25 protein-coding genes and 1 riboswitch are annotated in these 24,138 nt (G+C 54.9%); of the genes, 11 read left to right on the forward strand and 14 right to left on the reverse strand.

What is annotated here, in order from left to right:
• Positions 1 to 30 precede the first annotated feature (30 nt).
• Positions 31 to 582, forward strand: coding sequence for a DUF4334 domain-containing protein (locus H1Y61_RS20590; RefSeq protein WP_197971658.1), 552 nt, complete (start codon positions 31 to 33; stop codon positions 580 to 582).
• Positions 583 to 659: 77 nt separating this feature from the next.
• Here H1Y61_RS20590 and H1Y61_RS20595 read toward each other — a convergent pair whose 3' ends face one another.
• Positions 660 to 1,001 carry a hypothetical protein gene (locus H1Y61_RS20595; RefSeq protein WP_174112192.1) on the reverse strand — a complete coding sequence of 114 codons (342 nt, stop codon included), beginning with the start codon at positions 999 to 1,001 and terminating at the stop codon, positions 660 to 662.
• A gap of 244 nt (positions 1,002 to 1,245) precedes the next feature.
• Between H1Y61_RS20595 and H1Y61_RS20600 the strand changes: the two genes are divergently transcribed.
• The 7 genes from H1Y61_RS20600 (at position 1,246) to H1Y61_RS20630 (ending at position 8,335) form a co-directional block, all read left to right on the forward strand.
• Complete coding sequence (locus H1Y61_RS20600) at positions 1,246 to 1,563, forward strand: DUF2934 domain-containing protein (protein WP_180574644.1); 318 nt, start codon at positions 1,246 to 1,248, stop codon at positions 1,561 to 1,563.
• A 101-nt stretch (positions 1,564 to 1,664) separates the two neighbouring features.
• Positions 1,665 to 3,140 carry a glycogen synthase GlgA gene (glgA, locus tag H1Y61_RS20605; RefSeq protein WP_180575237.1) on the forward strand — a complete coding sequence of 492 codons (1,476 nt, stop codon included), beginning with the start codon at positions 1,665 to 1,667 and terminating at the stop codon, positions 3,138 to 3,140.
• A complete protein-coding gene (locus H1Y61_RS20610) occupies positions 3,137 to 3,415 on the forward strand; it encodes a hypothetical protein (RefSeq protein ID WP_156552912.1) in 279 nt (92 codons plus the stop codon). Before glgA ends, H1Y61_RS20610 begins: the two co-directional genes overlap by 4 nt.
• 127 nt (positions 3,416 to 3,542) lie before the next feature.
• Entirely contained in the window at positions 3,543 to 4,979 is a 1,437-nt protein-coding gene (locus tag H1Y61_RS20615) for an amidohydrolase (RefSeq protein ID WP_180574645.1), read from the forward strand.
• Between the two features lie 193 nt (positions 4,980 to 5,172).
• Positions 5,173 to 5,388, forward strand: a riboswitch (cobalamin riboswitch).
• 135 nt (positions 5,389 to 5,523) lie between these two features.
• Complete coding sequence (locus H1Y61_RS20620) at positions 5,524 to 6,324, forward strand: ABC transporter ATP-binding protein (protein WP_180574646.1); 801 nt, start codon at positions 5,524 to 5,526, stop codon at positions 6,322 to 6,324.
• 22 nt (positions 6,325 to 6,346) lie between these two features.
• Entirely contained in the window at positions 6,347 to 7,306 is a 960-nt protein-coding gene (locus H1Y61_RS20625) for an ABC transporter substrate-binding protein (protein WP_180574647.1), read from the forward strand.
• Between the two features lie 3 nt (positions 7,307 to 7,309).
• A complete protein-coding gene (locus H1Y61_RS20630; RefSeq protein WP_235680918.1) occupies positions 7,310 to 8,335 on the forward strand; it encodes an iron ABC transporter permease in 1,026 nt (341 codons plus the stop codon).
• 9 nt (positions 8,336 to 8,344) lie between these two features.
• On the opposite strand, the gene H1Y61_RS20635 is transcribed toward H1Y61_RS20630, so the two are convergent.
• Genes H1Y61_RS20635 through H1Y61_RS20655 form a run of 5 tightly spaced genes read right to left on the reverse strand, consistent with a single transcriptional unit; the run spans position 8,345 to position 12,299 of the window.
• Positions 8,345 to 9,250 (reverse strand): homocysteine S-methyltransferase family protein, encoded by a 906-nt coding sequence (locus H1Y61_RS20635; RefSeq protein ID WP_180574648.1) that lies wholly within the window; start codon positions 9,248 to 9,250, stop codon positions 8,345 to 8,347.
• A gap of 17 nt (positions 9,251 to 9,267) precedes the next feature.
• Positions 9,268 to 9,957 (reverse strand): ABC transporter permease, encoded by a 690-nt coding sequence (locus H1Y61_RS20640; RefSeq protein ID WP_180574649.1) that lies wholly within the window; start codon positions 9,955 to 9,957, stop codon positions 9,268 to 9,270.
• An 8-nt stretch (positions 9,958 to 9,965) separates the two neighbouring features.
• Complete coding sequence (locus H1Y61_RS20645) at positions 9,966 to 10,688, reverse strand: ABC transporter permease (protein WP_174112184.1); 723 nt, start codon at positions 10,686 to 10,688, stop codon at positions 9,966 to 9,968.
• Between the two features lie 16 nt (positions 10,689 to 10,704).
• Complete coding sequence (locus H1Y61_RS20650) at positions 10,705 to 11,475, reverse strand: transporter substrate-binding domain-containing protein (protein WP_180574650.1); 771 nt, start codon at positions 11,473 to 11,475, stop codon at positions 10,705 to 10,707.
• 44 nt (positions 11,476 to 11,519) lie between these two features.
• Positions 11,520 to 12,299 carry an ABC transporter ATP-binding protein gene (locus H1Y61_RS20655; RefSeq protein WP_174112182.1) on the reverse strand — a complete coding sequence of 260 codons (780 nt, stop codon included), beginning with the start codon at positions 12,297 to 12,299 and terminating at the stop codon, positions 11,520 to 11,522.
• Positions 12,300 to 12,459: 160 nt separating this feature from the next.
• Between H1Y61_RS20655 and H1Y61_RS20660 the strand changes: the two genes are divergently transcribed.
• Positions 12,460 to 12,927 carry an Lrp/AsnC family transcriptional regulator gene (locus tag H1Y61_RS20660; protein WP_174112181.1) on the forward strand — a complete coding sequence of 156 codons (468 nt, stop codon included), beginning with the start codon at positions 12,460 to 12,462 and terminating at the stop codon, positions 12,925 to 12,927.
• 30 nt (positions 12,928 to 12,957) lie between these two features.
• On the opposite strand, the gene H1Y61_RS20665 is transcribed toward H1Y61_RS20660, so the two are convergent.
• From H1Y61_RS20665 to H1Y61_RS20675, 3 genes are read right to left on the reverse strand one after another with little or no spacing between them, the layout of a single operon-like run.
• Positions 12,958 to 13,593: an exopolysaccharide biosynthesis protein gene (locus H1Y61_RS20665; protein WP_180574651.1), complete on the reverse strand. Its 636-nt coding sequence runs from the start codon at positions 13,591 to 13,593 to the stop codon at positions 12,958 to 12,960.
• Positions 13,594 to 13,597: 4 nt separating this feature from the next.
• Positions 13,598 to 13,906 carry an ATPase inhibitor subunit zeta gene (locus tag H1Y61_RS20670; RefSeq protein WP_180574652.1) on the reverse strand — a complete coding sequence of 103 codons (309 nt, stop codon included), beginning with the start codon at positions 13,904 to 13,906 and terminating at the stop codon, positions 13,598 to 13,600.
• Positions 13,907 to 13,958: 52 nt separating this feature from the next.
• The gene (locus H1Y61_RS20675; RefSeq protein WP_174112179.1) at positions 13,959 to 14,264 is read right to left on the reverse strand and encodes a hypothetical protein; all 306 of its coding nucleotides are present in this window, start codon (positions 14,262 to 14,264) and stop codon (positions 13,959 to 13,961) included.
• A 453-nt stretch (positions 14,265 to 14,717) separates the two neighbouring features.
• On the opposite strand from H1Y61_RS20675, the gene H1Y61_RS20680 reads away from it, so the two are divergent.
• Entirely contained in the window at positions 14,718 to 15,542 is an 825-nt protein-coding gene (locus H1Y61_RS20680; RefSeq protein ID WP_180574653.1) for a bifunctional allantoicase/(S)-ureidoglycine aminohydrolase, read from the forward strand.
• A 151-nt stretch (positions 15,543 to 15,693) separates the two neighbouring features.
• Here the strand turns inward: H1Y61_RS20680 and H1Y61_RS20685 are convergent, their stop codons facing one another.
• The gene (locus H1Y61_RS20685; protein ID WP_180574654.1) at positions 15,694 to 16,431 is read right to left on the reverse strand and encodes an endonuclease/exonuclease/phosphatase family protein; all 738 of its coding nucleotides are present in this window, start codon (positions 16,429 to 16,431) and stop codon (positions 15,694 to 15,696) included.
• 64 nt (positions 16,432 to 16,495) lie between these two features.
• On the opposite strand from H1Y61_RS20685, the gene H1Y61_RS20690 reads away from it, so the two are divergent.
• Entirely contained in the window at positions 16,496 to 17,449 is a 954-nt protein-coding gene (locus tag H1Y61_RS20690) for a putative bifunctional lysylphosphatidylglycerol flippase/synthetase (protein ID WP_180574655.1), read from the forward strand.
• A 103-nt stretch (positions 17,450 to 17,552) separates the two neighbouring features.
• Here the strand turns inward: H1Y61_RS20690 and H1Y61_RS20695 are convergent, their stop codons facing one another.
• The 4 genes from H1Y61_RS20695 to repA all read right to left on the reverse strand — a co-directional run bounded on the left by H1Y61_RS20695 (position 17,553) and on the right by repA (position 23,898).
• Entirely contained in the window at positions 17,553 to 19,106 is a 1,554-nt protein-coding gene (locus H1Y61_RS20695) for a phospholipase D-like domain-containing protein (RefSeq protein WP_180574656.1), read from the reverse strand.
• Positions 19,107 to 19,388: 282 nt separating this feature from the next.
• The gene (repC, locus tag H1Y61_RS20700; protein ID WP_235680919.1) at positions 19,389 to 20,567 is read right to left on the reverse strand and encodes a plasmid replication protein RepC; all 1,179 of its coding nucleotides are present in this window, start codon (positions 20,565 to 20,567) and stop codon (positions 19,389 to 19,391) included.
• A 989-nt stretch (positions 20,568 to 21,556) separates the two neighbouring features.
• Positions 21,557 to 22,639, reverse strand: a complete 1,083-nt coding sequence (gene repB / locus H1Y61_RS20705; RefSeq protein WP_180574658.1) for a plasmid partitioning protein RepB — start codon at positions 22,637 to 22,639, stop codon at positions 21,557 to 21,559.
• Complete coding sequence (gene repA, locus H1Y61_RS20710) at positions 22,636 to 23,898, reverse strand: plasmid partitioning protein RepA (protein ID WP_174113201.1); 1,263 nt, start codon at positions 23,896 to 23,898, stop codon at positions 22,636 to 22,638. The genes repB and repA overlap by 4 nt, the downstream gene beginning before the upstream one ends.
• Positions 23,899 to 24,138 lie beyond the last annotated feature (240 nt).

A 24,138-nucleotide genomic window follows, 5' to 3' on the forward strand; every position in this document is an offset into this window, starting at 1 on the left:
GGAAACTCTAGAAAGCGGGAACACATTGCCGTGACCACACAGGCTCTTGCAGATACGGACTGGCTGACCCAATGGCAACAGCATGGCACAACGGGCGAAGAAGCAATTGCCAGGTTTCTCCAACTGCCTGCCCTTGAAGTCGATGACATGATCGGCATGTGGGTCGGGCAGGAGTTAGCGACAAATCATCCGATAGATGGCCTGATGCCGCCTTTCGGTTGGCACGGCAAGAATTTTGTCTCCGCCGACGAAGGTCATCCGCTTATCATGCGCGACCGCTTCGGTTTCTATCCGTTAAATCCGTTCTTCATTCCACTGCGGCTTTTGCTGGCATCACCCGGATTGTTCGATAACGCGGTGGGAAGAGCAGCAGTTCGTAATCTGGGACGGTTCTTTGCCTCTGGCCGGCCAAAAGCAAGGTTAAGGCCCGTCGCACTGGGCGGCACTGTCAGTGCTGCGATGATCTATGACGAAAAGCCGATTATTGACCATTTTCGCCGTATCGATGACCGCCGCTGTCTCGGACTGATGGAGCATCGTGATTTCGACAGGCCATTCTTCTTTTTGCTAACCCGCGAGTGACTTATGCTGTTGCTGCGCCCGTCGGCGTTGACAGATGTCAACCTGTCAACTTTTGGCCAACCGCCATCATGCGATGATCAGTTGTCGTTATTTCCCGTCCCACCAATCGTGCTGGACGTTGCCATTGACACTGGATCACTGGCAGGAAAGGTATCTTCCAGCGCATCGTTGAGATCACGGTCGCCCTCGTCCCGCCGGGCTTGGTCGGCGTGACGTGTACCGCCCTCAACAACCTCTTTCGTGCTGATTTCCTTCAGCAGGGACCTGGCTGCTTCCGGCGCATTTTCGCGTGTCAGAGACCGTCCTTCGCTTTGTTTCAGTTGGACGGAGACCACATCGCCACTGTCGGAAACGAACTCGACATTGTATCCAGACCGTCCGCCCTTTTCAGGATGCACCAAGGTGCCAATCAATTCCATTGCCTTCTCCTTTGTCGCGCTGTCTTTTCTTTGTATTTGACGCTCAGGTCGAAAACAGATGGGCAAGGGTTATTGTTCCTGAAAAAGCGATAATTCCTTGTCTGCCAAGGGCGTTGATGGATGGTTCCTTTATCCCATTCTGCCTATCCGCAAGTCAGCGATGAAAATTTCACGAAACGACCATTGCGCGGGGAACAGAAACGGCCGATTTCACGTTAGAGGGGTGGTCAATGGGAGATAGACGATGAAGCCATCCGACAAAGAGTGGATCGAAAAACGAGCCTATAGCCTTTGGGAAGAAGAGGGCAAGCCACACGGGAAGGACGATGCCCATTGGCAGCAGGCGCATCGCGAATTTCAAGAACTTTCGCAATCCGCGCAAAAGGCCAAGGCAGGCGCTCTGAAACGCGCGAGCCAAGCCGCGAACACCAAAACTGCGAAAGCCCCAATTCACAAGGAACAGGCTGCCAAGACCAGACAAAGCCCAGAAGCTGAGATGGCCGATGCGCCACAAGATCCAAAGCCTGCCGCAGCGACGAAACGCAAGCGAAAGATAATCTGATGGCACCTGTTTTTTCAGACCGGCAGGACATGGCGACCGCTGCGGCTGGAATCCGCTGCCTTCCGCAACGCATGCAGAAAGGCAATGTCATCGATCAGAGTCTGCGATCGCTCTCCGTCACCTCGGAAATTTTTCCACTCGTTAAAACTGGCGGTCTCGGCGATGTGACGGGCGCTCTGCCAAAGGCGCTCGCCAATTTTGGTGTAGCCACCCGAACACTGATTCCAGGCTATAGCAATGTCCGCAGATTGATCCGGGACCAACCGCCGCTGTTGGTTTTCGAAGACCTTCTTGGCGAATCCGCCGCGCTCTATGCCGCAAGCATTCATGGTCTCGACCTTTTCATACTCGATGCCCCACAATTGTTCGACCGTCCGGGTGGCCCTTATGTGGACGAGAACGGCCTTGACCATCCCGACAATTGGAAGCGATTTGCGGTCCTTTCTCTGGCCGCCGCCGAAATTGCCGCTGGCAGCCTGCCAGGCTGGGTTCCCGATGTCGTTCACACTCATGACTGGCAAACCGCTCTGACCTCAGTCTATTTGCGGCACATGGATTGCGCGACACCTGTGGTCTTGACCATTCACAATCTGGCCTTCCAGGGCCAGTTCAACGCTGCCCTGCTGCCCTCCATCGGACTACCGCCAAGCGTGATGTCCACGGATTGCATGGAGTATTATGGCGATATCAGCTACCTGAAGGGTGGGTTGATGACGTCGAGCATGATCACCGCCGTCAGCCCGACGTATGCCCGGGAAATCCTTTCGCCACGCTTTGGCATGGGCCTTGAGGGCGTTCTCAGACAGCGCAAGGACAAGCTACGCGGCATCGTCAACGGGATCGATCCGGAAATCTGGAACCCGGCCACCGATCCGCATCTATTCACGCGCTTTGACCAGAAAACCATCGGCCTCAAGCGGTTGAACAAGGTGGATTTGCAAAACCAGTTCGGCCTGGACAATGATGATGGTCCGCTCTTTGCCGCCATTACCCGTATTACATGGCAAAAAGGCATGGATATGCTGGCAGAGGCCGCCAGCGAGATCATCGACGGCGGCGGTAAGCTGATCGTTCTCGGGCAGGGGGATCGCGCCCTGGAACAGGCGCTGATCGAGACTGCGCAGCGCTTTCCTGGCCGCATGGCCGTCAAGATCGGTTATGACGAGGAAACCGCGCATCGCATTCATGGTGGTGCCGATTCCATCATTCAGCCATCGCGTTTCGAACCCTGCGGCCTGACACAGCTTTACGCCCTGCGCTACGGCTGCGTACCCGTGGTGTCACGCACGGGCGGGCTGGCGGAAACCATTATCGATGCCAATGATGCGGCAATGTCGGCCAAGGCGGCAACCGGCTTCCAGTTCGACCAGATCACCACAGAGGGCCTGCGCCACGCGCTTCGCCGGGCGTTGGACGCCTATGCTGTACCCCGCCATTGGCGGCGGTTGCAGCTTCAAGCCATGCGGGCGCATTACAGCTGGGAGCGCAGCGCCGAACAATATGCCGCTCTTTATAATGCGGTCACCCATCGCCGTACTCCGGCGCGGACCAAGCCGGCTCGGAGCCTGCATTCATGACGGACGCAACTCCGGAAACAATGCGGGGGCGTATCAACGCCCACCGCGAGTTGCTGATTTCCCTGCTGACGGCAAGCCTTCAAGGACCTGAGGCCTTCAAGGATTTGATCCGTAGTCTCGAACAGGAGAGCCAGCTTAGCGACGGCCAGGAAGATCCTGGCGCTGTTCCAAACCGGGCGCTTTCAGAAGCGGTTGCCAAGGCGCGCGAAACCCGCGACATTCTCCAGGCAGCCAAGGCCCGCGCGGCAGACACAAGCACGGAACCGCTATCCTGAAGCAGAAGAGCGGCGCTGCAAGTTTCCATCACATAATCACATTTCCTGGGAGAGCAACGGCATAAAAGCTTGCTGTTGAGCGCCAAGCTTTTATGGTCAGCAGCTGTTTATTGTCAAAGGTGCCCCCATGACCGTTTCCCCCAATACATCCGCCGCACTTTGGTCGATCATCGATACCAAGACGCCTGATTTTATCGCCTTGAGCGACCGGATCTGGGGCATGCCGGAAACCTGCTACATGGAAGAATCGTCCGTTGCAGAGCATGTCGCCATGCTGAAGGCCGAAGGATTTCGTGTCAGCGAACAATTGGCCGGCATACCCACCGCCGTGATGGGCGAAGCGGGGGAGGGCGGCCCCATCATTGCGTTTCTGGGCGAATATGATGCTCTTTCCGGGCTCAGCCAGGAAGCGGGCGTCGCTGAACATAAGCCAATTGCCGCAGGCGGCAACGGCCATGGCTGCGGCCATAATCTGCTCGGCTCTGCCGCTCTCTTGGCGGCCTCGGCCCTGAAAGACTGGTTGAAAGAAAAAGGCTTGCCCGGACGGGTGCGCTATTATGGTTGCCCGGCCGAAGAGGGCGGAGCCGCCAAGGCCTTTATGGTCAGGGCAGGGGCCTTCGAAGGTGTCGATATAGCCATTAGTTGGCATCCAAACTCCTTCGCTGGCGTGCAGCGCACCACCTCGCTTGCCAATTCCCGTGTCGATTTCACTTTCCGGGGGAGGGCGGCCCATGCCGGATCAAACCCCGATCTGGGGCGCAGCGCTCTCGATGCGGTCGAGCTTATGAGCGTCGGCGTCAATTATATGCGCGAACATATGCCATCCGATTGCCGCGTACACGCCGCGATTCTCGATGCGGGCGGCATTTCACCCAATGTCGTCCAGGCCTATGCCAAGGTTCGCTATCTGATCCGCGCCCCGGAATTGCAAGGCATGAAGACCCTCGTGGAGCGGGTGAAGAAAATTGGCGAGGGTGCGGCATTGATGACCGAGACCCGGCTGGAAACACAGGTAATCAGCGCCGTTTCCAACGTGCTGACCAATGGTCCGCTGATGGCGGCCATGCAGGAGGCCTGGGAAGAACTCGGCCCACCACCCTTCGATGCGGCGGATCGGGCTTTCGCCGAAACAATCCGCGCCGTCTTAACGCCGGAAGAAAAGTCGGCGCCCTGGCGTTTTGAAGGCCTGCCGGAGCGCGATATCCCGCTTGCCGATTTCATTCTGCCCGCCCATGACCGCACGCCGCTGCTAACCGGGTCAACCGACGTCGGCGATGTCAGCTGGGTGGTGCCAACCGTCCAGGCCGATGGGCCAACCTGCGCCATCGGCACACCGTTCCACACCTGGCAATTGGTGACGCAGGGGAAAAGTCCGCTGGCTCACAAGGGCATGGTGGCTGCGGCAAAGGTCATGGCCGCCACAGGCCGCGCCGCCTTCGAAAGCGAACAGTTACGCGAAGCGGCCCTTGCCGATCTGGTCGCCCGTCGCAAGGGCCAACCCTATCAAAGTCCCTTGCCCGCCGACGCCGAACCGCCAATCGTTGAAATGGGTGGCCGTAAGTAAGAAGCCATATCCAAGGTTACTTTCAACGGTCTGCGTCCTTAACACCTAAAGCTTGTCCGGATTTGTTCGGCTTGGCACCAAGCCAACCAAACAAATCCACGCTCTTTAGCTTGACCCATTTTACGTAACGTTATAACAAAACCTAATTATCGATATAGTTTGAAAACAGACTTGTGCGGAACCGCAACCCATGTCAGTGATAGATCCAAATGGTGCTGTAGCCTTGCAAAGAAGGCTGCGGCTGAAAAGGGAATACGGTGAGGCTTACCCAAAAGGGACCGAAACCGTGGCTGCCCCCGCAACTGTGAGCGGCGAGTGGGCCTGCACGATGCCACTGGCGATAAGCCGGGAAGGCGCAGGCCAACAGCGACCCGCAAGCCAGGAGACCTGCCATTTAGATGTTCAACCGCAACGGACGGGGTGTTCCGATGGCAGCGATAAGACTTCAGGTCCGCCGAGAGGCGTGGCCATTCGTTCCTTTTTCAGACGATCCGGCCCGAGGCGCGGCACGCCTGATGTCCGGTCAACCGATGCAGGCTCCTGCATGAGCTGTGACGGTCATGGTGCCTCGCTTGAGGTGAGGGGGCTCAGCTATGGGCCAACTGGCGCGCGATCCCTGATAAAAAATATCGATTTTACGCTTACCGCTGGTGAGCGCCTGGCCATTCTCGGCCCGAATGGGGCGGGTAAGACAACTCTGCTGCGCTGCCTTTATCGTGCCGTGCGCCCGGGTGAGGGCAGGGTGCTACTGGACGGGCAGGATGTATGGACAATCGATCCGCGGACGGTCGCCCGCCGGATCGCCGTCGTAGTCCAGGAAATGCCGGCAGATTTCCCTTTTACCGTCGAAGATATCGTCATGATGGGCCGAATTCCCTGGCAGAAAAGCGCCTGGAAAAGGTCGCAGAGCACCGGAGACGACAAAGCCAGAGCGCTGCATGCCATGGATCACCTCCATGTCACCGATCTGGCGCGACGTGATTTTGCAACTTTGTCAGGCGGCGAAAAGCAACGCGTTCTCGTCGCCAGGGCGCTGGCGCAAGACCCGCAATTGCTCATTCTGGATGAGCCATCCAACCATCTCGATATTCGCAACCAGTTGGAAATTCTCGATCTGTTGCGTGGTCTCGGCATTACCATCGTCACCACACTGCATGACATCAATCTTGCCGCAGGTTTTGCCACAAGAGCAATCATTCTGAAGGATGGACAGATGATTGCCGAGGGCTGTCCGCGCGATGTCCTGACCGCAGACCATCTGTCCGCAGCCTTCACCGTTCAAACCCATGTCCACAGCCTAGATGGCGGCGCCACCCGCAATTTTTCCTTCGCGCTCAGTGCCTGATCCGCAACCCATTGGACCATACATGAAAAACGCTCTTCTCATTTTCACACTTTCAACCTTTCTTGCCGCAGTCAGCCTCACCGCAGCCACAGCGGAACCCGTTACCGTCAAGAGCTGTAACCGTGAGGTTACCTTTGATACAGCCCCGCAACGCGCCGTCTCCAATGACGTCAACCTGACCGAAATGATGCTGGCGCTGAAATTGCAGGATCATATGGTCGGCTATACCGGGGTTTCCGGCTGGAAGACACTGGACGAAAAGCTGCGCGAGGGTGTCCGCCAAATGCCGGAACTGTCGCCGAAATATCCGAGCAAGGAAGTCCTGCTCAATGCCAATGCGGATTTCTATTTCGCCGGCTGGAACTATGGCATGAAGGTCGGCGGCGAGGTGACACCGGACACCCTCAGCCCGTTGGGCATCAAGGTCTATGAACTGACGGAAAGCTGCATTCACATCATGGCCAAGGCCAAGCCGACCATGGACGATATGTTCATCGACCTCATCAACTTGGGCCGGATATTCCGGGTCGAAGACAGGGCAGAGGCATTGGTTGCCGGCTATCGCCAGCAATTGGCAAAAATCCAGGCCAAAATCAGTCCAACAGACAAGCCTGCAACCGTTTTTGTCTATGATTCCGGTGAACAGAAGCCGTTCACATCCGGTCGCTTCGGTATTCCCACCGCAATGATCGAGGCGGCTGGCGGCGTCAATATCATGGATGACGTGGAGAAAAGCTGGACGGAGGTGTCCTGGGAACCGGTGATCGAGCGGAATCCGCAGGTGATCATCATCGTCAACTATGGCGAAGTAACCGCTCAACAGAAGATCGATTACATGAAGCATAACCCGGCCTTCCAGAATATCGACGCCGTGAAAAATGATCGTTTCGTTGTGCTTGACTATGTCGAGGCAACCCCAGGACCGCGTAATATCGATGCCATCGCCCGGCTGGCCCAAGCCTTTCATCCGCAAAGTCTGTAAGCATTGACTTTCATTAAACGCTTATCTGTGCCGATCCTGCTGGTTCTGACGATCATCATCGTTGTCAGTGCCGGCATTTCGCTGGGTGCGGCTCCCATTCCAGTTGCCACCGTCTGGAAAATCCTTGCCAATCACCTGGTTCCAGGCAGTTTTACGGTGGACTGGCCGGCGGGGCGGGTGAGCATCGTCTGGGATGTTCGATTTCCACGGGTGCTGCTCGGTGGACTTGTCGGGGCTGGGCTGGCGCTAACCGGGGCGGTCCTGCAACCAGCGACCCGCAATCCGCTCGCCGATCCGCATCTGCTCGGTGTCTCCTCCGGCGCCGCCTTTGGTGCAATCCTCGCGTTGCTGCATACCGGCATGATCTTCGGACTGCTGACCGTGCCGCTTTTCGCATTTGGCGGGGCGCTGCTCGCCACCGCCACGGTGGGACTGGTGGCGGGATTGACCCGCAGCCTTCAGGCCGACCGGCTGGTGCTGTCGGGCGTGATTGTCGGATTTTTCTTTACCGGGCTCGGCAATCTGCTGGTCTTTCTCGGAGATCCCCGCGCCACCCAAACCGTAACCTTCTGGATGCTCGGTGGGCTTGGCCTTGCCCAATGGCAGCACCTGATTTACCCCGCCGCTGTGCTCGCCGCCGGGCTTTGCTATTTGCTGCCCAATGCGCGTTTGCTGAATGCCTTGGCGATGGGCGATGAGACGGCGACAACCCTGGGCGTGCCTGTCGCCCGGTTTCGCATGATATTATTTGTGATCTCTGCACTCATCACCGGGACAATGGTCGCATTTTCAGGTGCCATCGGCTTTGTCGGCCTGATGGTTCCCCATATGGTGCGCGCACTGGCGGGATCAGACAATGTCCGTGTCCTGCCGCTCTCGGCGCTGACGGGCGCATTGGTGCTGATCCTCGCCGATCTCGTGGCAAGACTGGCCGTTGCACCGGAGGACATGCCGATTGGCATCGTCACAGGTCTTGCCGGATGCCTTGCTTTTCTCTGGATCATGCGCAAGGCCAAACCCGGCGCATAGACGTTTAGACTAAGCAGAAAGAGCCTTCGCCAATTGGTGTATATGCGCCGCGCCAATGCCGCAGCAACCGCCAATCATCGTCGCCCCCGCGTCAGCCCAATCGCAGGCAAAGCGGCAATAGGCATCATCAGTCAGGTCGGCGCGGGTCTCATGCAGGCCTTCATTCGCTGCGGCCTCACCCTGCTCACCTTCAAAAGCATTGGCATAGACACCAATGTCCAGGGAAACACCTTTTTGCCTGAATGTCGCTGCCGCCACATCCACCGCCGCCTTCATCACTTCCGGCTTGCTGCAATTAAACAACAGCGCCGATGCGCCAGAGCCAGTTGCCCAAAGCGCGGCATCCTGGACCAATTCGCCGGAGCGAAGCTTCGGTGAGCCGCCAATATCCTGTCCCGCTTCATCAGCAAGCGTAAAAGAAATCCAGAAGGGCTTGCCTGTTGCGGCAACCGCTTTTTGAACGGCTTCGCCTTCGGCAATCAGACTGAGCGTTTCACCAAGCCACACATCGACGAAGGGCGCAAGGTTGGCAACCAGCACATCCAGATAGGCATCAACCGTCGATGGATCAAAATTCTGCGGCTCATAGGAACCGAAGATCGGTGGCAAAGACCCGGCTACAAGCACCTTTCGACCTGAAGCATCCGCCGCCTGCCGCGCCAACTCACCCGACAGAGCAATCAGCGATGGGCCTTCACTCTGGAAACGCTCTTCCCCGATGTGAAACGGCACCAATGCATAAGAGTTGGTCGTCACAACCTCGGCACCCGCCGCAATGAATTCCGCATGCACCTGACGAACGATGTCAGGGGCATCAATCAGCGCCAGCGCCGACCATTCCGGCTGCTTCAACTCCGCACCGAGCCGAAGAAGTTCACGGCTCATGCCGCCATCGAGAATGCGAACCTTTGTCATACATATAGTCCTGTTGGTTATCGCCGGATTGGAACCTGCGCCTCGACCACCCGGAAGCAACGGGCAATGATCGCAGTGAGAGCAAGATAGAAGAGGGTAACGACGATCAGCGGTTCATAGACAAGCAGCGTATCCTGGCGCACCTTGTAAGCGACCGCATAGAGATCCATGACCGTCACGGTAAAGGCGAGGGGGGTGGCCTTCAGCTGCATGACCACTTCCCCGGCGATGGTGGGAAGAGCAATCCGGATCGCACGCGGCAGCCAGACCCGCCGAATGAGCGTGAAGCGACCCATGCCGAAAGCACGGCCCGCCTCAAGCTCGCCCTTAGGCACGACTAGCAAAGCTCCGCGCAAAACTTCGGCCTCATAGGCCGCGTAATTGAGCGTGAAACTGACTGCCGCAAAGAAAAATCCTTCCCGCAACAGCGGCCAGATCAAACTTTGACGAATGCCGGGGATCATCGGCAGCAATGATCCGACGCCGTAATAAAGCAACCAGAGCTGGATCAATAGCGGCGTGCCACGGAAAAACGTCGAATAGCCGCGCGCAAGGACCCGCGTCACCGGTCCGCCGCTGACCTGAGCGAAGGCAAGGCCAATGGCGATTGCAAAACCAAAGACCACCGAAATCACCAACAAAGCAAGAGTTTGCCATGCTCCGGTGAGCAGCAGAGGCCAATAATTGCCTATCCAGGAGAAATCCATCGCATCTCCTAGGACAGCAGCGGCTGACCGCGCCGCACCCGGCGCTCGATCAGCTTGAAGAACAGGTTGGAAACGAGAGTGATGGCCAGATAGAGCAGGGCGGCAGCCAGGAAAAACAGGAAATAATGCTTGGTGCTCGCCCCCGCCAGCCGGGTCGCCAGCGCCAGTTCCTGATAGCCGACGACGGCAACCAGCGCGCTATCCTTGGTGACAGCCATCCACAAATTGGCAAGGCCGGGCAGGGCGTTGGGCAGCAGCGCCGGCAAAGTAACCCTGTGAAACCGCTGGATCGGTGACATGCCGAAGGCTTTTGCCGCCTCACTTTGACCAATCGGGATCGCCAGGATAGACCCCCTGAGCACTTCGGTCATGTAAGCACCCTGGACGACACCCAGAACCGCAATCGCGGCAATCAACCCATTCACCTCGACCACTGGCATGCCGAATGCCTGCAATAGTCGGTTAAGCCCATCAGTGCCTGCATAATAAAGACCGACAATCAGGATCAGTTCCGGCACGGCGCGCACCGCTGTCGTATACACATCGAGCAATCCGAGCAGCAGGCGGTTGCCAGACAGCTTGCCCAAAGCCCCGCCAATCCCAATCACCAGCCCTATCAAAAAAGCGCCCGCCGAAATGACAAGCGTTGCCCCGGCACCCCATAGCAGCGTCCCGCCCCATCCAGGTGGATAGGGGGAAAGCAGATCGAATATGCCGGGGGACACTGCCATTTACGTAAGCTACCGTTTACTTACCGTAGATGTTGAAATCGAAATATTTCTTGGTGATCTCATCATATTTGCCGCTGGCCCGGACAGCAGCCAGCGCCGCATTCAACTTTGCCTTCAAAGCGGTGTCGTCCTTGCGCAAACCACCACCGACGCCTGAACCAAGCACGGCGGCATCATCGGCGACATCGCCCATATTGGCGCAGCAATCCTTGCCAGCATCACTCTTGACGAAAGTGTCGAGTACGATGGAATCGCCGAACACGTAATCGATCCGTCCCGCTGCCAAGTCCTGAAAGGCTTCATCAAGGGTTTGATAGGTCTTTTCAGAGGCCACCTTGGCAAAATACTTTTTATAATATTCTGACTGAACGGTGGACACCTGAATACCAATGGTCTTGCCCTTGACATCATCAGCGCTGGCACCCGGCTTCATATCCTTCATGCCGATCAGCCGGCTGGGGGTATTGTAATATTTGTCGGTGAAATCGATCACCTTTTTGCGCTCATCGGTAATCGACATAGAAGACCAGATCACATCGAACTTCTTGGCGCCCAATGCCGGTATCAACCCATCCCAGGATAGTTCGACGATAGAGCATTTCTCTTTCATCTCAGCGCAAACAGCATCCATCAGGTCGTTTTCCCAACCCTGCCACTTGCCGCCCGCATCCTTTGCGAAGAAGGGTGGATAGGATTCGTTCATAACACCAAAGCGCACATCGGCCTGCGCCGAAAAAGCGGAAAAGGCAAAGGCAGCGCTGGCCAACAGCAGCGGAAACAATTTCATAAAAGGCTTTCTCCTGGTTGAATTCTAAATTTTCAAAGATGCCGTCAGGCGCCGATCCCGCCGGTAAATTCCCGACAGCGGTCGCTGAGCGGATTGCCGAAGACCTGTTCAGGCGGTCCCTGCTCCTCAATCCGGCCCTGATGAAGAAACAGGACATGGCTGGAAACATCCCGGGCAAAGCGCATCTCATGGGTGACGAGCAGCATGGTGCGGCCTTCCTCGGCCAGATCACGAATGACCTTCAGCACTTCGCCAACCAGTTCCGGATCAAGCGCCGACGTAGGCTCATCGAACAACATGACGGCAGGTTCCACGCAGAGTGCGCGGGCAATGGCGGCACGCTGTTGCTGCCCGCCCGAGAGGAAAGCCGGATAAGCATCGCGCTTATCGTAGAGACCGACCTTATGCAGCAAGGACTCGGCGCGTTCGATGGCTTCCGCCCGCTTAACGCCCATCACATGCACCGGCGCTTCGATAACATTCTCTAAAACTGTCCGATGCGCCCAGAGATTGAAGTTTTGAAACACCATCCCAAGTCCGGTCCGCAACCGTTCGACCTGACGCCAGCTGGCAGGCTTTGGCTCACCACGCCGCCCCAGCTTGATGGCAACCTCTTCACCATTGACGACGACGCGCCCTCGGTCCGGCATTTCCAGGAAGTTGATGCAGCGCAGGAACGTGCTTTTTCCAGAGCCCGACGAACCAATAATTGAGATTACATCGCCCTTAGCAGCACGCAGAGATACGCCCTTCAGAACGGGATTCGCTCCGAAACTCTTGTGGATGTCTTCCACCTCCAGGGCGAAAACGCCGCCATCTGTCATATAGGCTCCACTCTCCAAATGCATGTCACAATAATCGCTTACTCAAGCAGTTTATGCGCGCAATTTCGAACTAGATTGCATATTTTCTGCAGAAAATCCTTGCATCAAGCGGATAATCCTTAAAAAAATAACATGAAATGCACGCTTGGAGGATCATCCCATGGACCAATTGGATCGGTTCGATCGCCAGATCATCGATATCATTCAGAGAAATTGTCAGCTGAAGGCTGAGATTATTGCCGAACAGATCGGACTTTCTCTGTCTGCGGTACAAAGACGCCTGAAACGGCTGCGGGAAGAGGGGATCATCAAAAGTGAAGTGGCGGTGGTGGACCGCAAGATAACCGGCCATCCCATGGTGTTTATCGTCGGCATGGAGATTGAGCGCGACAATTACGATGCGCTTGCCCGCTTTCGCACCTGGTCGGAACGTCAGGATCATATTCAGCAGGTTTATTATGTCACTGGTCAGGTCGATTTGATCGCAATCGTCACCGCCCGCGACGTTGAGCATTACGACGATATCGCCGCCCTTATCATGGCTGAAAACCCGCAAATACGCCGAATGCATACCAATGTCGTGCTGCGGGATATCAAACTCGGGCTATTCGTACCGATGGCAAAATAGAGACAATCTCCTTCGCCACCAGCAGAAGCGCTAGAATGCCCAGGTCAGCAGGTTTCCAGCGGCGGTGACGAGATAATAGGTCACGACACCGGCGCCAGCTGCAACGAAGAGCGAAAAAATCACCACTAGGCCATCGCGCTCGGCAAGAGCGATAGCAATCAGGATGATTGCCAGCGCTGGAGCGGTATTGCCAAAGGGAATTGGCAGGGAGATCAGCACTGCCAGCACGAGAATGGGCAGCGCCAGGATCATTCGCGCCGTCTTGCCCGTGAGAAACGGCAGACGCCCGGCGATCAGCCAGCTTTCGAGTTTCAGCACCCAGGGCCGTCCGAGCCGCACCATTGTTTCCACAACCTTGAGCGACACCGTTCGCCGCGCAATGAAACCCGGGAGCCAGATCCGGTCCGCACCATACAACATTTGCACAGCAACGAATGCCAGGCAGGTGCCGAAAACCATCCCGAAAGGACCGGGCAGGGGGACCAGGGTCGGCAGGCAAAGCACCAGCAAGGTGAAGGCTATCCCAATTCGACCCCGCCGACCGATCAGTTCACCAATGGAAATACCACCACGCAAACGAGCAGTTTCCAGCACCTCCAACAGGAAGCCGGATCCCCGCACAATGTCGTCACCTGCGGCAGGACCGGGCTTTCGAGACATCATCATCATCTTAATCCGTGCAACCGCTATCCCGTAGCGCTTGCTGATGCGCCGAGCGCAACGCAAGGTGAATATCGGCTGTGCTGATTACCACTTCAGCCGACGCGAAATCTGCTTGAATTTTTTCAACAAGATCGAGATCACCAGGCAATCGATGATCCTCCACATGCAAGGCCTGGGCGTAAAGCACCAATTCCTGGCCGCGCAATCCCAGGCGCTCTCCGGCCCAGAACCCCGTCAAAACATTCCGACGGGCGCGGATTGTGAACGTGGTATCGTCCTTTGGGCACCAATCCAGCCCTGAAACGCTCTGAACCATCGCATGTCCTCTGTCGTGAAGTTTTGTCATAACCTGTCCTTGTTCAAATCGTCTATACATCGCCGCCGGTCTCAGATCCAAGCAGTGAGAAGGCGGTCCGGCATTCGGGAGAAATTTCCGAGACAACCGCAACCGGCGTAGTCCAGCCAAAAGAAATCCGTAAGCCAGAGGCAACAGCCCAGCTTGGATCATCAAGCGCTTGTTGTAGTAACTTCGGAGCTGAATCTCGCACGCATGTTTGCACCTGTTCTATTGTACTTGCCGATGAATTCATCGACGCCAGGCGACTGCGAAGATCCGCCTCTATCGGGTCGATCAGAAAAAAGCTGATCAGAGTGGCAAAGATTTCTGTAAACATAACCCTGCTCCTAGCGTAAGATATTCAAAAGCTTAGGGGCGGGGATACGGTAACGGCAGTCACGACCGGCGCGGTGCGAGATGTTTATCGCCATCGATGACAAGCAATTGACCTGGGAAAAAGCGCGCGAACCACCTGACAGAACCAAGACCATGGCTACAATCCTATGCCGGCGCATGTGTCGAAAACGGTCCGACATCGCAGAAGCGCCGGCGGCTGCTGCCAGAGGGGCCCGGACCACGGGTTGACCTGAAGATGGAGCCGTAAGTCGTCTGTTTCAAGGCGTTTGCTCGGCAATTTCAAGGATTTTTCAGCCCAGAAAATCCACGACTATCCAAATTCCATATCCTGCAAAGCAGGTTTTCAAAGGAAAAGACTTAGGTTCACGATTCCTGTTGCTCGGTTTATGCGATACAAGACAAAGGAACTCATCCGGAGAAAAACCGAGGCCGCATGACCCAGAACAGTTATTTCACCAATTATGGGGGCCTGCCGCCCCAGACGCAGTTGCTTTCGGGCAAGGCTGTTTTCAAAACCGCCTATGCGGTCATTCCCAAAGGCGTGATGAGTGACATCGTCACCAGTCTTCTGCCGCATTGGGAAAAAACCCGCGCCTGGATCATCGCCAGACCCATGACAGGATTTTCGGAAACTTTTTCGCAATATGTAATGGAAGTCCAACCCGGAGGAGGCAGCATAAGACCGGAACCAGATGCTCAAGCCCAAACAGCGATCTTCGTAGTAGAAGGTGCGTTTAGACTTACTCTTGAAACCACTGAGCATGATCTTCGTGCCGGATCTTTCGCTTTTCTGCCGGCCGGTTCGACATGGGCAGTTCTCAACACCAGCGATGCGCCTGCAAAATTCCATTGGGTTCGCAAGACATTCCAAGCGGTAGAGGGATTGGAGCCACCACCGGCAATCTTCACCCATGAAGACGAGCATGAAATTGCCATGATGCCTGACACCGGCGGAGCCTGGGGGACAACCCGGTTCGTCGATCCCAATGATATCCGCTATGACTTCCACCTGAATATCGTCAGCTTCCAACCTGGCGGCATCATTCCGTTCATGGAAACCCATGTGATGGAACACGGCCTCTATGTCCTGGAAGGCAAAGCCGTCTACCGACTGAACGACGACTGGGTCGAGGTCGAGGCCGGTGACTTCATGTGGCTGCGCGCCTTCTGCCCACAAGCCTGCTACGCTGGCGGTCCCGGCAGGTTCCGCTATCTGCTTTACAAGGATGTCAACAGACACGCCCGTTTGTGGCCCTGAGCCAGATCACAGTTCAGTTCATCGGTAGGAAAATCGAAATGCGGGGGATTGATATCCCTTCGCACTTCATCCTTGAACCCACCCCCCTTACGTCGTAAATATTGATAATCAACATTATGGAACTAAATCAATATTATCATGCGAAGTGCAATCAAATTTGCATTGTAACAAGAAGCGGCAGATGATCTGAGGCCCGCCGTGCCAAAGGTGTATCGATAACCCGTGCTTCAAGGATATTTAATCCACCTGATATTAGAACATGATCCAACCGCAGGAATGGAAAGCGAGATGGAAATGTCGGCTTCGACCGACTGAGGCTGTCGGACTTTAGGTTAGCTTTCGTGGCATCGGCCAATCTTGCCACCAGGAGTTTGAAAGCTTTTGAATTTGGGACAGCATTCAAGTCGGCTGCGACCACAATGGGAGCATCTGCCTCCAGCAAGGGTCCGAGCCATTCCACGCCCAAAAGCGCCCTTGCCTGCTCTGCTCGCTCACCCGCCCGTAAGCCGAAATGTGTCACGCAGACGTTAACAGCAATTTCTCCAATCGATACCTCTACCAACAGCGCGCCCCTTTGCTCACCGCGTGATGGCAACATGCCCTGATGGACGATCCGGGTCGGGAACCTGGTCAAAAGTGCATCGCCATATCGTTCCTCAGCAATATTCAAGGCGGAATGAAAATGTGATTTCATGGTGAGATAGCCAGCAATCACGTCCGCTTGATCAATTCCTGAGGTTCGGTTTCGTCCGACATCCACTTCCTGAAGGCAGACAATATCTGCTTCGGTGGTTGCGATCACTTCGGCAATTCTGGCTGGATCAAGTCTTCTGTCTGTGCCGATACAGCTATGAATATTATAGGTAAGGAGACGAAATATGGAGCTCATGGCGAGGGAACACCTTAGGCGGGAAATCGTTCCCTGTACGAAGAGCAACCTCGGAACGGATTTGATGCAAAAGAAGATTTTGTTGAATGGCATTTTCCTTGCTGCGACAGCAATAGCCCTCTGGCTGAGCTACCGGGCGCTGAGCAAATTCTCCCTCAACGATATCGAAATGTCATTGTCTGCCATCCCTTGGACAGGTTTTGCTCTGTCATTATTTTTTTGTGCCATCTCCTACCTTTGTCTGACTGGCTTCGACTATCTTGGCATTCTCTATGCCGGTTCTCGTTTGTCCTGGCGAAAAGCCGCGGTCGCGTCTTTTGTTAGCCTCTCTATCGGACATAATGTCGGCTTGGCGGCGCTGTCCAGCGGTGCGGTGCGCTATCGGTATTATCGGCGCTGGGGCCTCAAAAACGAGGAAGTCGCCAAAATCATTCTCTTTTGCGGCGCAACCGTCGGAATCGGCTTGATAGGATTGGCCGGCATTTGCCTTGCCCTGTTTCCGCAGAGTGCGGCCAAGCTCGGCGGCATGGGGAGTTTCGCTGCGAGGCTGATTGGATTTGCCTGTCTGGCTGCAATTGGCATCTATCTCGTGGCCTCATCCTGGCTGCGAGGTGAAATACGAATATACAAATGGCGCTTCTCACTGCCAACCCTGCCTATCGCCCTTGCCCAGGTCGCTGTTGGCATCGCCAATTTCACCGCCGTCGCCGCTTGTCTTTTTTGGTTGGCAAGATCGTCCGCAGGTTTTTTTGAAACGACAACCGCCTATGTCATGGCTAACCTCTCGGCGCTGGTTGCCCATGTTCCTGGAGGACTCGGCGTAATGGAAGCGACGATCTCTTTCATCATGGGCAAAGACGCATCGATCGGCGCGCTCATTGCATTTCGCGTTGTGTATTTTTTCATTCCGCTGGCAATCGGCATCCCGGTCTTTGCCATCAGTGAATGGTATTATTCGCGCCGCGAACGCCGGGATAATTCCTCGTCAAATGAGACAGTGAAAGCAGCAACTCTTTGACGATGTCATAGGCTGCATTCATAAGAATACTAAGCCTCGCCATAGAAAAAGCTCTTGTGATTTACAAATCACAAGAGCTCTCGGTGGGGCTCAAAAATATAATTTAACTGTTGTTGGCAGATATCCGCTGCTGTTGTCCATCGGCCTGGCTCAGTCCTGACTTCGCCATCGCCATGCGTCGGATTTTCTTGAGAATCGAGAATGGAATAGAAACCAACTGCAACGGCCACCAAGGTGCTTTTGGGTCCACAAGGCCCGTAGCAAAATGCAAACCTGTTTTGCCGTTCTCGTCACCGACAGGAAAAGTCCGCAGCCCACGCAATCCAACGTTCACTCGATCCAAGGCGCGCACCAATGATCCAGCTTCTTGATGGGCTTTTGCCAAATCAGTGCTCGGCAGACCAAGATGCTCACCAAGGAGACCATTTCGCATGTCGGCCAGGATCTGTCGTTCTTTGTCGCTATGCATTTCGATAGCGACGTCAAGTTCCGTATCAAGGCCCACCGATCTCTGGTTCAGGTTCGACGATCCGACGCGAATGAAAACATCATCGATGATGATCAACTTGGCATGGACCAGGACTTCCTCGCACTTAGTATTGCCGCTCTCATCTGGGACAACTGGATAGAAAGCACGAAACCGACCAAATCTATCAGCTTGTCTAAGCTTGCGGATCATTCGGTCTCGATTTTCCCCCAGTACTTTTCTCTCGAGAAATCCATGCGAATTCAGGGTCGAAATCAATACGACCTCAGGACCATCCGGCTCACTCAATCGAGAAGCCAAAAGATCGGCTACATCTTTCGATGCAAAATATTGGCTTTCTATATAGATAAGCTTCTCTGCTCGCGACAGGCAGTCAAGGGTCAGTTGTAACGTCTCACGAACGGATGTGCTTCTGCGAATTGCCGGTTCGGTCCGCGCAAAAGCGATGTCACAATTGCTAAATACATAGCGTGCAGCCGGCGGAAAAGAATGAGAATAGCAGCGTGGACGCACAAGATCGTCACCTGTCGCCTGCCACCACCGGCGCCTGGCGATTTCAGCCGCTACTTCGGCCGCTTCACCATCAACTGTCATTTGCACATCGTGAACCGGCTCATACCGTTCGCCTTTCGGCGTGCAGCGTAAAGGTTGATCGGCGCGGTGTTCAGGCGTATCCCAGCGCTTGGCAGTCAGATCGATGCCGCCAATAAACGCCAGCGCATCGTCGATAACCACCATTTTCTGATGATGAGAACCTCGAACGGCATGCCGCGTATCAAGCCGCAAGTCGATCCTGGGATGCGACTTCAGTTCGGTTTTCCCAAGCATGCGCAGGGATTTTCCAGAATAGATTGGACCCATCGCCCAGACAAGAATGTGAATGGAGAGCCGGCTATTGTTTTCGACAAGCGAAATAAGGAACTCACCTAATGTGGGTGAAGCTTGATCTTCCGGTATAAGCTGGATGTCAGGGTTAAAGTCCCAACCGATGATGAATATCTGCTCTTGAGCGCGAGATAGAGAATCCGCAAGTGCGCGAAAATATTGCGCACCATCAATCAAAAATCCCGCCTTAGAGGCAATACCCGTCTTCCAGGCATTATAGCCTACCCTGATCACCTGATCCGATCCAATGCGGTGATGGCTGCTGGCCTTCTTGAAACCCTGCATATTTCTGTATCCCAGCCGGATGATCGCGTACCCGAATTACGCTTCACTTGCCTGCTGCATAGTTACGGCCGTTGTCACGGTCGGAGTTGTCTACTTACGCTTCAGGACCATAAGGTTTCGCGTCATAGGCAAACGCACTGCCGCGATATTTGTTCCACCTCAATGCGCCGAAATTCCAAGCTCAGTGGAGCGAGCCGCGGAAACCTAAACTTCAAAAGGATGCGACGGAAAGAAAGTCTCTGTCGCATCACCCCATTCAGATTTTCTCAACGACACCCAGCTTTAAGATTGGCTACGCGGCAGGTTTTTCTCGAGCGCTTGCAGCATAGGATAAACGCTGAACTGCCCTTGCTCGGCCTTATCGGTCAATGTCCGGAGATAACCGCCTGCGGAACGAATTGCTTCGGCGCGTTCAAGCATGACCGAAACTGTAATTGCGGCGGCCTGTTCACCCATTGCTTGTTTCGCCTTCAACCAGGCATCAGGGGAGATGCCCAACATCGTCCTCACAGTGTCAGCCGCCCTGATCAAATCGCTCCATTCAGAAATCCCATCTTTGGCGTAATCGTTGATTTGTGGGCAAAGCGTTTTCAACCTTTTCAGGCTTACAGCCAATCTGCGTTGGTCGAGGGGAGGTGATACCTGCTCCGCTGTTTTATGTTCATAGCCGCTTTTATCAAATTGTAGTTCTGATTTTGAATTCTGTTGATGACGCTCATTTTGACGATCATTGCCGCTCATTTCTTCCTCAGAAAGGCTTGAAAGATAATCATTTTCCACCTTTGACAGCAGTGCGCGCAGCTCCTCTGCGAGAATTTGCATATCGCTGCTGAATTTCATTCTTGTGCGCGTTTTGCAAAAAGACTGATAGCAAAGCAAATAGCTTTCCCAATCCCCTGCTCGCCCTTCTTCAAGGGCGAGTGTGATTATTTTGGAAATATCACGGGATAGAACAGTAACTTCTCCTCGCAAGGCGCGGAACTGCTTGGCTTCAGCACGGGCGCTTTCGGCCGCGCTGTAAATTTCTTCTGCTTTCAGCACAAACGGCGCTAGATCGAAGCCAAATGCATCCTCGACTTCACCAGTTTCATCTCTCCGGCAATAGCGCTTGCCATTGGCGCTATCACGCCGAAAGATCATGCCTGCATCGACAAGGCATGCCAGGTGCCTGCGTATGGTCGCTGGCGCCATTCCTCTTGCTCTAAAAGCCAATTCCCGGTTGGATGGAAAGACAATAACCGGTTCCCGGCCATCCAGTTCGCGCTCGGTGGTGAAGCTGACAAGCGCTTCAAGCAAGCAAATTGTCCGGTCACCCAGACCATAAACAACACGCGCTTCGGTTAAGGCGCGAAGCAATTGCCATTTGTCAGCGCGACCAGAAGAATTTGCGCCTTCGCTTTGCCGCAGAGCAGCTTGGCGTTCGCCAATGCGTGCTTGTCGCGCTAGGACGCGACCAGACATCCGTCCGCCGCCAAAGGGTGTTGTTGCAGCTCGTTCCATAATGTCGCGTCCCCTCTACAAGGAGACAAGCAGGCCCAAATGACAAACACTGAAACTCAATCAACCCACCATGACGGGTTAACGATCACCGGAAGTGGATGGACTGAGCCCCGTTCACTCTGTCGGTAATCCATCAATCGACTGCGCAATTCCTGACTTAAGACACATGACCAAGAGAATATTTCGCAGCAGATTGAAGTGATACGGCATCCTATTGATAAAACGCAGGGATCCCGTCCGCACACGAATTCATTGCTTGGTATCTCAAGGATCCAAGACAATTGAACTCACCACAGTATCGACAACCAACTGGTCGTATAAGCGAAATTGACCGTGTCCTGCGCTATAAAGCGAGATTTAAGACCAATCTTATCTCTTATAGAAACCACAGGTTTCCCACCTGAAATCCGAGGAATTCAGCATATTATGCAACGGTCGATCTAACGCATAACTCCATAAATCGAACCCGACTTACGGAGAAATTGCGCAGCAGATCTAAAGATTACAGCATCTTATAAGCATTTGATAAAACGCACGACGCCGTAAGCACCGCCACATTGTGGTCGATACTGTTCCATCATTTTGTCTAGGCACCATTATGGCCTGACGCTGCTACCAGCGCCGTAAAATCAAGACGCAAAAAGATACATCATGACCCACGAATATGAGGTCATGTCTTGACTTTTGGGGCCAGAAGTGATTCTCTTGAATTGCTACATAGAAGAGGGCTTCCGAAATGGTGACGTTTTGGGGCCTTTTTTCTTGTCTCGTATTGCTTCCTTCTCGTTGCACTTTACGGCGTCTTGCGTTCGATAAAACACAACGCGCCATAACCCGTTGTAACCTCTGCATAGTGTCCTCTTAAAATCCCTTGGGATTAAAGGGGCATGCAGTAGTGCTGCAAAAATGCAGGTCTAAAGTATCCAGCAAAAGCCGGATACAAACCCATTCTAGTCGTGTTCTCCGTCCAAATAGGCGGCATAAGCCGCCGCCAGACGCATTTCGAACTGATCGACAAACCCCGGATTGGCCTCCGCCAGAAATTCAATCTTCAGCCGCCGCCCTTGCCGTCCAATACGGGCGAAGACACGGCCATCTGGCCCCCTGATGTCCTCAGGTTCTGGTCGCTCCACAGGAGCCTTACCGGACAGCGTATCGAATAGTTTTTGAAACCGCTCATCTGTGGCGGCGATCCGAAATCCGTCTGTAGACACCAATCCAGCCGCTTTCACCTGCCCCTGCTCGCTCGAAAGCAATTGGCCAAGTGCCATCCATCTCTCGCGACCCGCCTTCGGCGCTGGTCCAACGGCACGAGCAAAGCGCTCTGGTACGCTTTCCGCGACCTGAATAAGCCGCGACAACTCGCTTTTTTGCACCGAAAGCGCTTCACCGATAACTTTTCTATCAAAACCACGATCGGCCAACGCCTTGGCAAACAATGCACGCTCGATGAAGGTGAGATTGCGTCGCTCGGCATTTTCCTTGCCTTGCGCCAGCACAAGCTCGTCGTCGCTCAAGGGCCGGATAAGCGCCTTGACCGCGATACCGAGGCGCTTGGCAGCACTTAAGCGGCGGTGACCATAGGCAACCTGATAGCGGTCGTCATTAAGAGGATGACGCCGCACGAGGATCGGAACCTGCTGGCCACTCTCGCGCATACTGGAAACCAGCGCGATGAAATCGGGATCGTCTCGTTCCTCATCACTCAGACGATCTGAAACGAAGGACGCATCGATCTTATCCGTAGCAAGGGAAATGACCCTTTCGCCCTCATCAATCGCCTGCCGCAACGCACGCGCTTCCTCCGCCTCTCTGGTGATGGAGGACAACGTCAATCCCATTGCCTTTATCGCCCCGGAGGCTGCGCGCGCCACAGGCGCTGCGGGGGACTGTTCTTCAACAGTGTCTGCGCTACGCGGTTCGCCGGACGCCGTTGGTTGCGAAACAGAGGGTTCCGAAGTCTCTGAACTTGCCCCCGATCCTGGATCGGAAAACAGCGCGCGCAACTCGCTTTTTCGGTTTTTTCCAATCATTCTTTGCGTCCCCACGCCGTGTGGATCAACTGTTCGATTTCGGCATTTACCGATTCCAGCGCTTCAATCGCACGGTCGTAAGTACCGCGACTGAAATTCTCGCGCCCGACTTCGTAAAGCGTCTGTTTGGTCAATCCGGCATCGGAAATCGCCGTGGATTTGACCATCGGAGAGGTCAACACGCGTTCCCCGAACAGCGACCGCAGAAAACCGACAATTTGCGCCTGAGGGCCATCATTCGGCTCAAACCGGGTCACAAGATAGCGCAGAAAGTCGAAATTCAGCGTGCCGCCCGCTTCACGCACCACCCCGAGAAGATCCGATGTCATGAACAGGAACTGGCTCATGGACGCCACATCCAGCATTTGCGGATGCACGGTGACAATCACCGATGTTGATGCACAAAGCGCCGACAATGTCAGATACCCAAGCTGCGGCGGGCAGTCGATGACCACGACATCATAATCATCCGCCACGCTGTGCAAGGCATTCTGGACACGGGCGAAAAACAGGCTCTTGGCATCGCCCGTCTTTCGCTCCGCCAAGGCACGCGGCGTCACATGCTCAAATTCCTGCAATTCCAGATTGCCGGGCAGCAGGTCGAGATTGTGAAAATAGGTCTTGCGGATGATCTCCCGCAACGGCCTGACTTCATCGTCGTAGCGAATGGCGCCATAAATCGTGTCATTGCCGACCAGATCGAGTTCCGGCTGATAGCCGAACAAAGCCGAAAGCGATGCCTGCGGATCGAGATCGACCGCTAGAACCCGGTGTCCGGTCATGGCCAGATATTGCGCCAGATGGACGGCCGAGGTGGTTTTACCGGAGCCACCCTTGAAATTTGTCACGGAAATGATCTGCAAATGCTCACCACGTTCGGCATCACGCCATTTCACATAGGAACGGGCCTTGGAAACATTGCCTTTTATCATCGCCTGTTCTGCCAGGTAATGGCGTAGAGCGTCAATATCAGAGAGCGAATAGTAACGGCGCCCCCCTGCCCCAACGACCGGCGCAGGGCCTTCACCGGCTAGCGACAATTGCCGCAAGTAGCCGTCCGAGACTCCTACGAGACGTGCCGCCTCTCCAGATGTGAAAGTCCGCAGGGTTTTGCGCGACGATGGCGCAAACAACCGCTCCCGCATGGCCTTCAACTGGGCTGAAAGGGCGCGCGCGTCTTCGGCAATGGTCTCATCGGCGGGGCGCAAATTCGTCTCCTGTTGTTCAGTCGCCGTGCTGGACGCAACCGCCATGTTCATTCTCCCGATAAAGCGCCGGCCCTAGCTTCGAACGATTCGACCATTCCACGCTTGCATCCGCCTAAACTTTCGTCACCGCGCAAACTGACTGATTCTTTTCTGAAATGATATACGCGTCAGCGGAAAATTAACAGCATACACAGCTTGTTACGGCAACAGAAGGCATATCAAGCATTTCATCGTAAATGTGCCGCATACAGCGAGTCGCGTCAAGTCCGCCCCTGACGCTCAAGAAAAGCT

It is taken from the genome of Agrobacterium vitis (assembly GCF_013426735.1).
GTDB lineage: Bacteria > Pseudomonadota > Alphaproteobacteria > Rhizobiales > Rhizobiaceae > Allorhizobium > Allorhizobium vitis_D.

Coding starts and splice junctions, on each gene's coding strand:
- H1Y61_RS20595 (WP_174112192.1), bottom strand. CDS start 1,001: ATGGAATTGATTGGCACCTTGGTGCATCCTGAAAAGGGCGGACGGTCT.
- H1Y61_RS20600 (WP_180574644.1), top strand. CDS start 1,246: ATGAAGCCATCCGACAAAGAGTGGATCGAAAAACGAGCCTATAGCCTT.
- H1Y61_RS20610 (WP_156552912.1), top strand. CDS start 3,137: ATGACGGACGCAACTCCGGAAACAATGCGGGGGCGTATCAACGCCCAC.
- H1Y61_RS20615 (WP_180574645.1), top strand. CDS start 3,543: ATGACCGTTTCCCCCAATACATCCGCCGCACTTTGGTCGATCATCGAT.
- H1Y61_RS20620 (WP_180574646.1), top strand. CDS start 5,524: ATGAGCTGTGACGGTCATGGTGCCTCGCTTGAGGTGAGGGGGCTCAGC.
- H1Y61_RS20625 (WP_180574647.1), top strand. CDS start 6,347: ATGAAAAACGCTCTTCTCATTTTCACACTTTCAACCTTTCTTGCCGCA.
- H1Y61_RS20635 (WP_180574648.1), bottom strand. CDS start 9,250: ATGACAAAGGTTCGCATTCTCGATGGCGGCATGAGCCGTGAACTTCTT.
- H1Y61_RS20640 (WP_180574649.1), bottom strand. CDS start 9,957: ATGGATTTCTCCTGGATAGGCAATTATTGGCCTCTGCTGCTCACCGGA.
- H1Y61_RS20645 (WP_174112184.1), bottom strand. CDS start 10,688: ATGGCAGTGTCCCCCGGCATATTCGATCTGCTTTCCCCCTATCCACCT.
- H1Y61_RS20650 (WP_180574650.1), bottom strand. CDS start 11,475: ATGAAATTGTTTCCGCTGCTGTTGGCCAGCGCTGCCTTTGCCTTTTCC.
- H1Y61_RS20655 (WP_174112182.1), bottom strand. CDS start 12,299: ATGACAGATGGCGGCGTTTTCGCCCTGGAGGTGGAAGACATCCACAAG.
- H1Y61_RS20660 (WP_174112181.1), top strand. CDS start 12,460: ATGGACCAATTGGATCGGTTCGATCGCCAGATCATCGATATCATTCAG.
- H1Y61_RS20665 (WP_180574651.1), bottom strand. CDS start 13,593: ATGATGATGTCTCGAAAGCCCGGTCCTGCCGCAGGTGACGACATTGTG.
- H1Y61_RS20670 (WP_180574652.1), bottom strand. CDS start 13,906: ATGGTTCAGAGCGTTTCAGGGCTGGATTGGTGCCCAAAGGACGATACC.
- H1Y61_RS20675 (WP_174112179.1), bottom strand. CDS start 14,264: ATGTTTACAGAAATCTTTGCCACTCTGATCAGCTTTTTTCTGATCGAC.
- H1Y61_RS20680 (WP_180574653.1), top strand. CDS start 14,718: ATGACCCAGAACAGTTATTTCACCAATTATGGGGGCCTGCCGCCCCAG.
- H1Y61_RS20685 (WP_180574654.1), bottom strand. CDS start 16,431: ATGAGCTCCATATTTCGTCTCCTTACCTATAATATTCATAGCTGTATC.
- H1Y61_RS20690 (WP_180574655.1), top strand. CDS start 16,496: ATGCAAAAGAAGATTTTGTTGAATGGCATTTTCCTTGCTGCGACAGCA.
- H1Y61_RS20695 (WP_180574656.1), bottom strand. CDS start 19,106: ATGCAGGGTTTCAAGAAGGCCAGCAGCCATCACCGCATTGGATCGGAT.
- repC (WP_235680919.1), bottom strand. CDS start 20,567: ATGTCTGGTCGCGTCCTAGCGCGACAAGCACGCATTGGCGAACGCCAA.
- repB (WP_180574658.1), bottom strand. CDS start 22,639: ATGATTGGAAAAAACCGAAAAAGCGAGTTGCGCGCGCTGTTTTCCGAT.
- repA (WP_174113201.1), bottom strand. CDS start 23,898: ATGAACATGGCGGTTGCGTCCAGCACGGCGACTGAACAACAGGAGACG.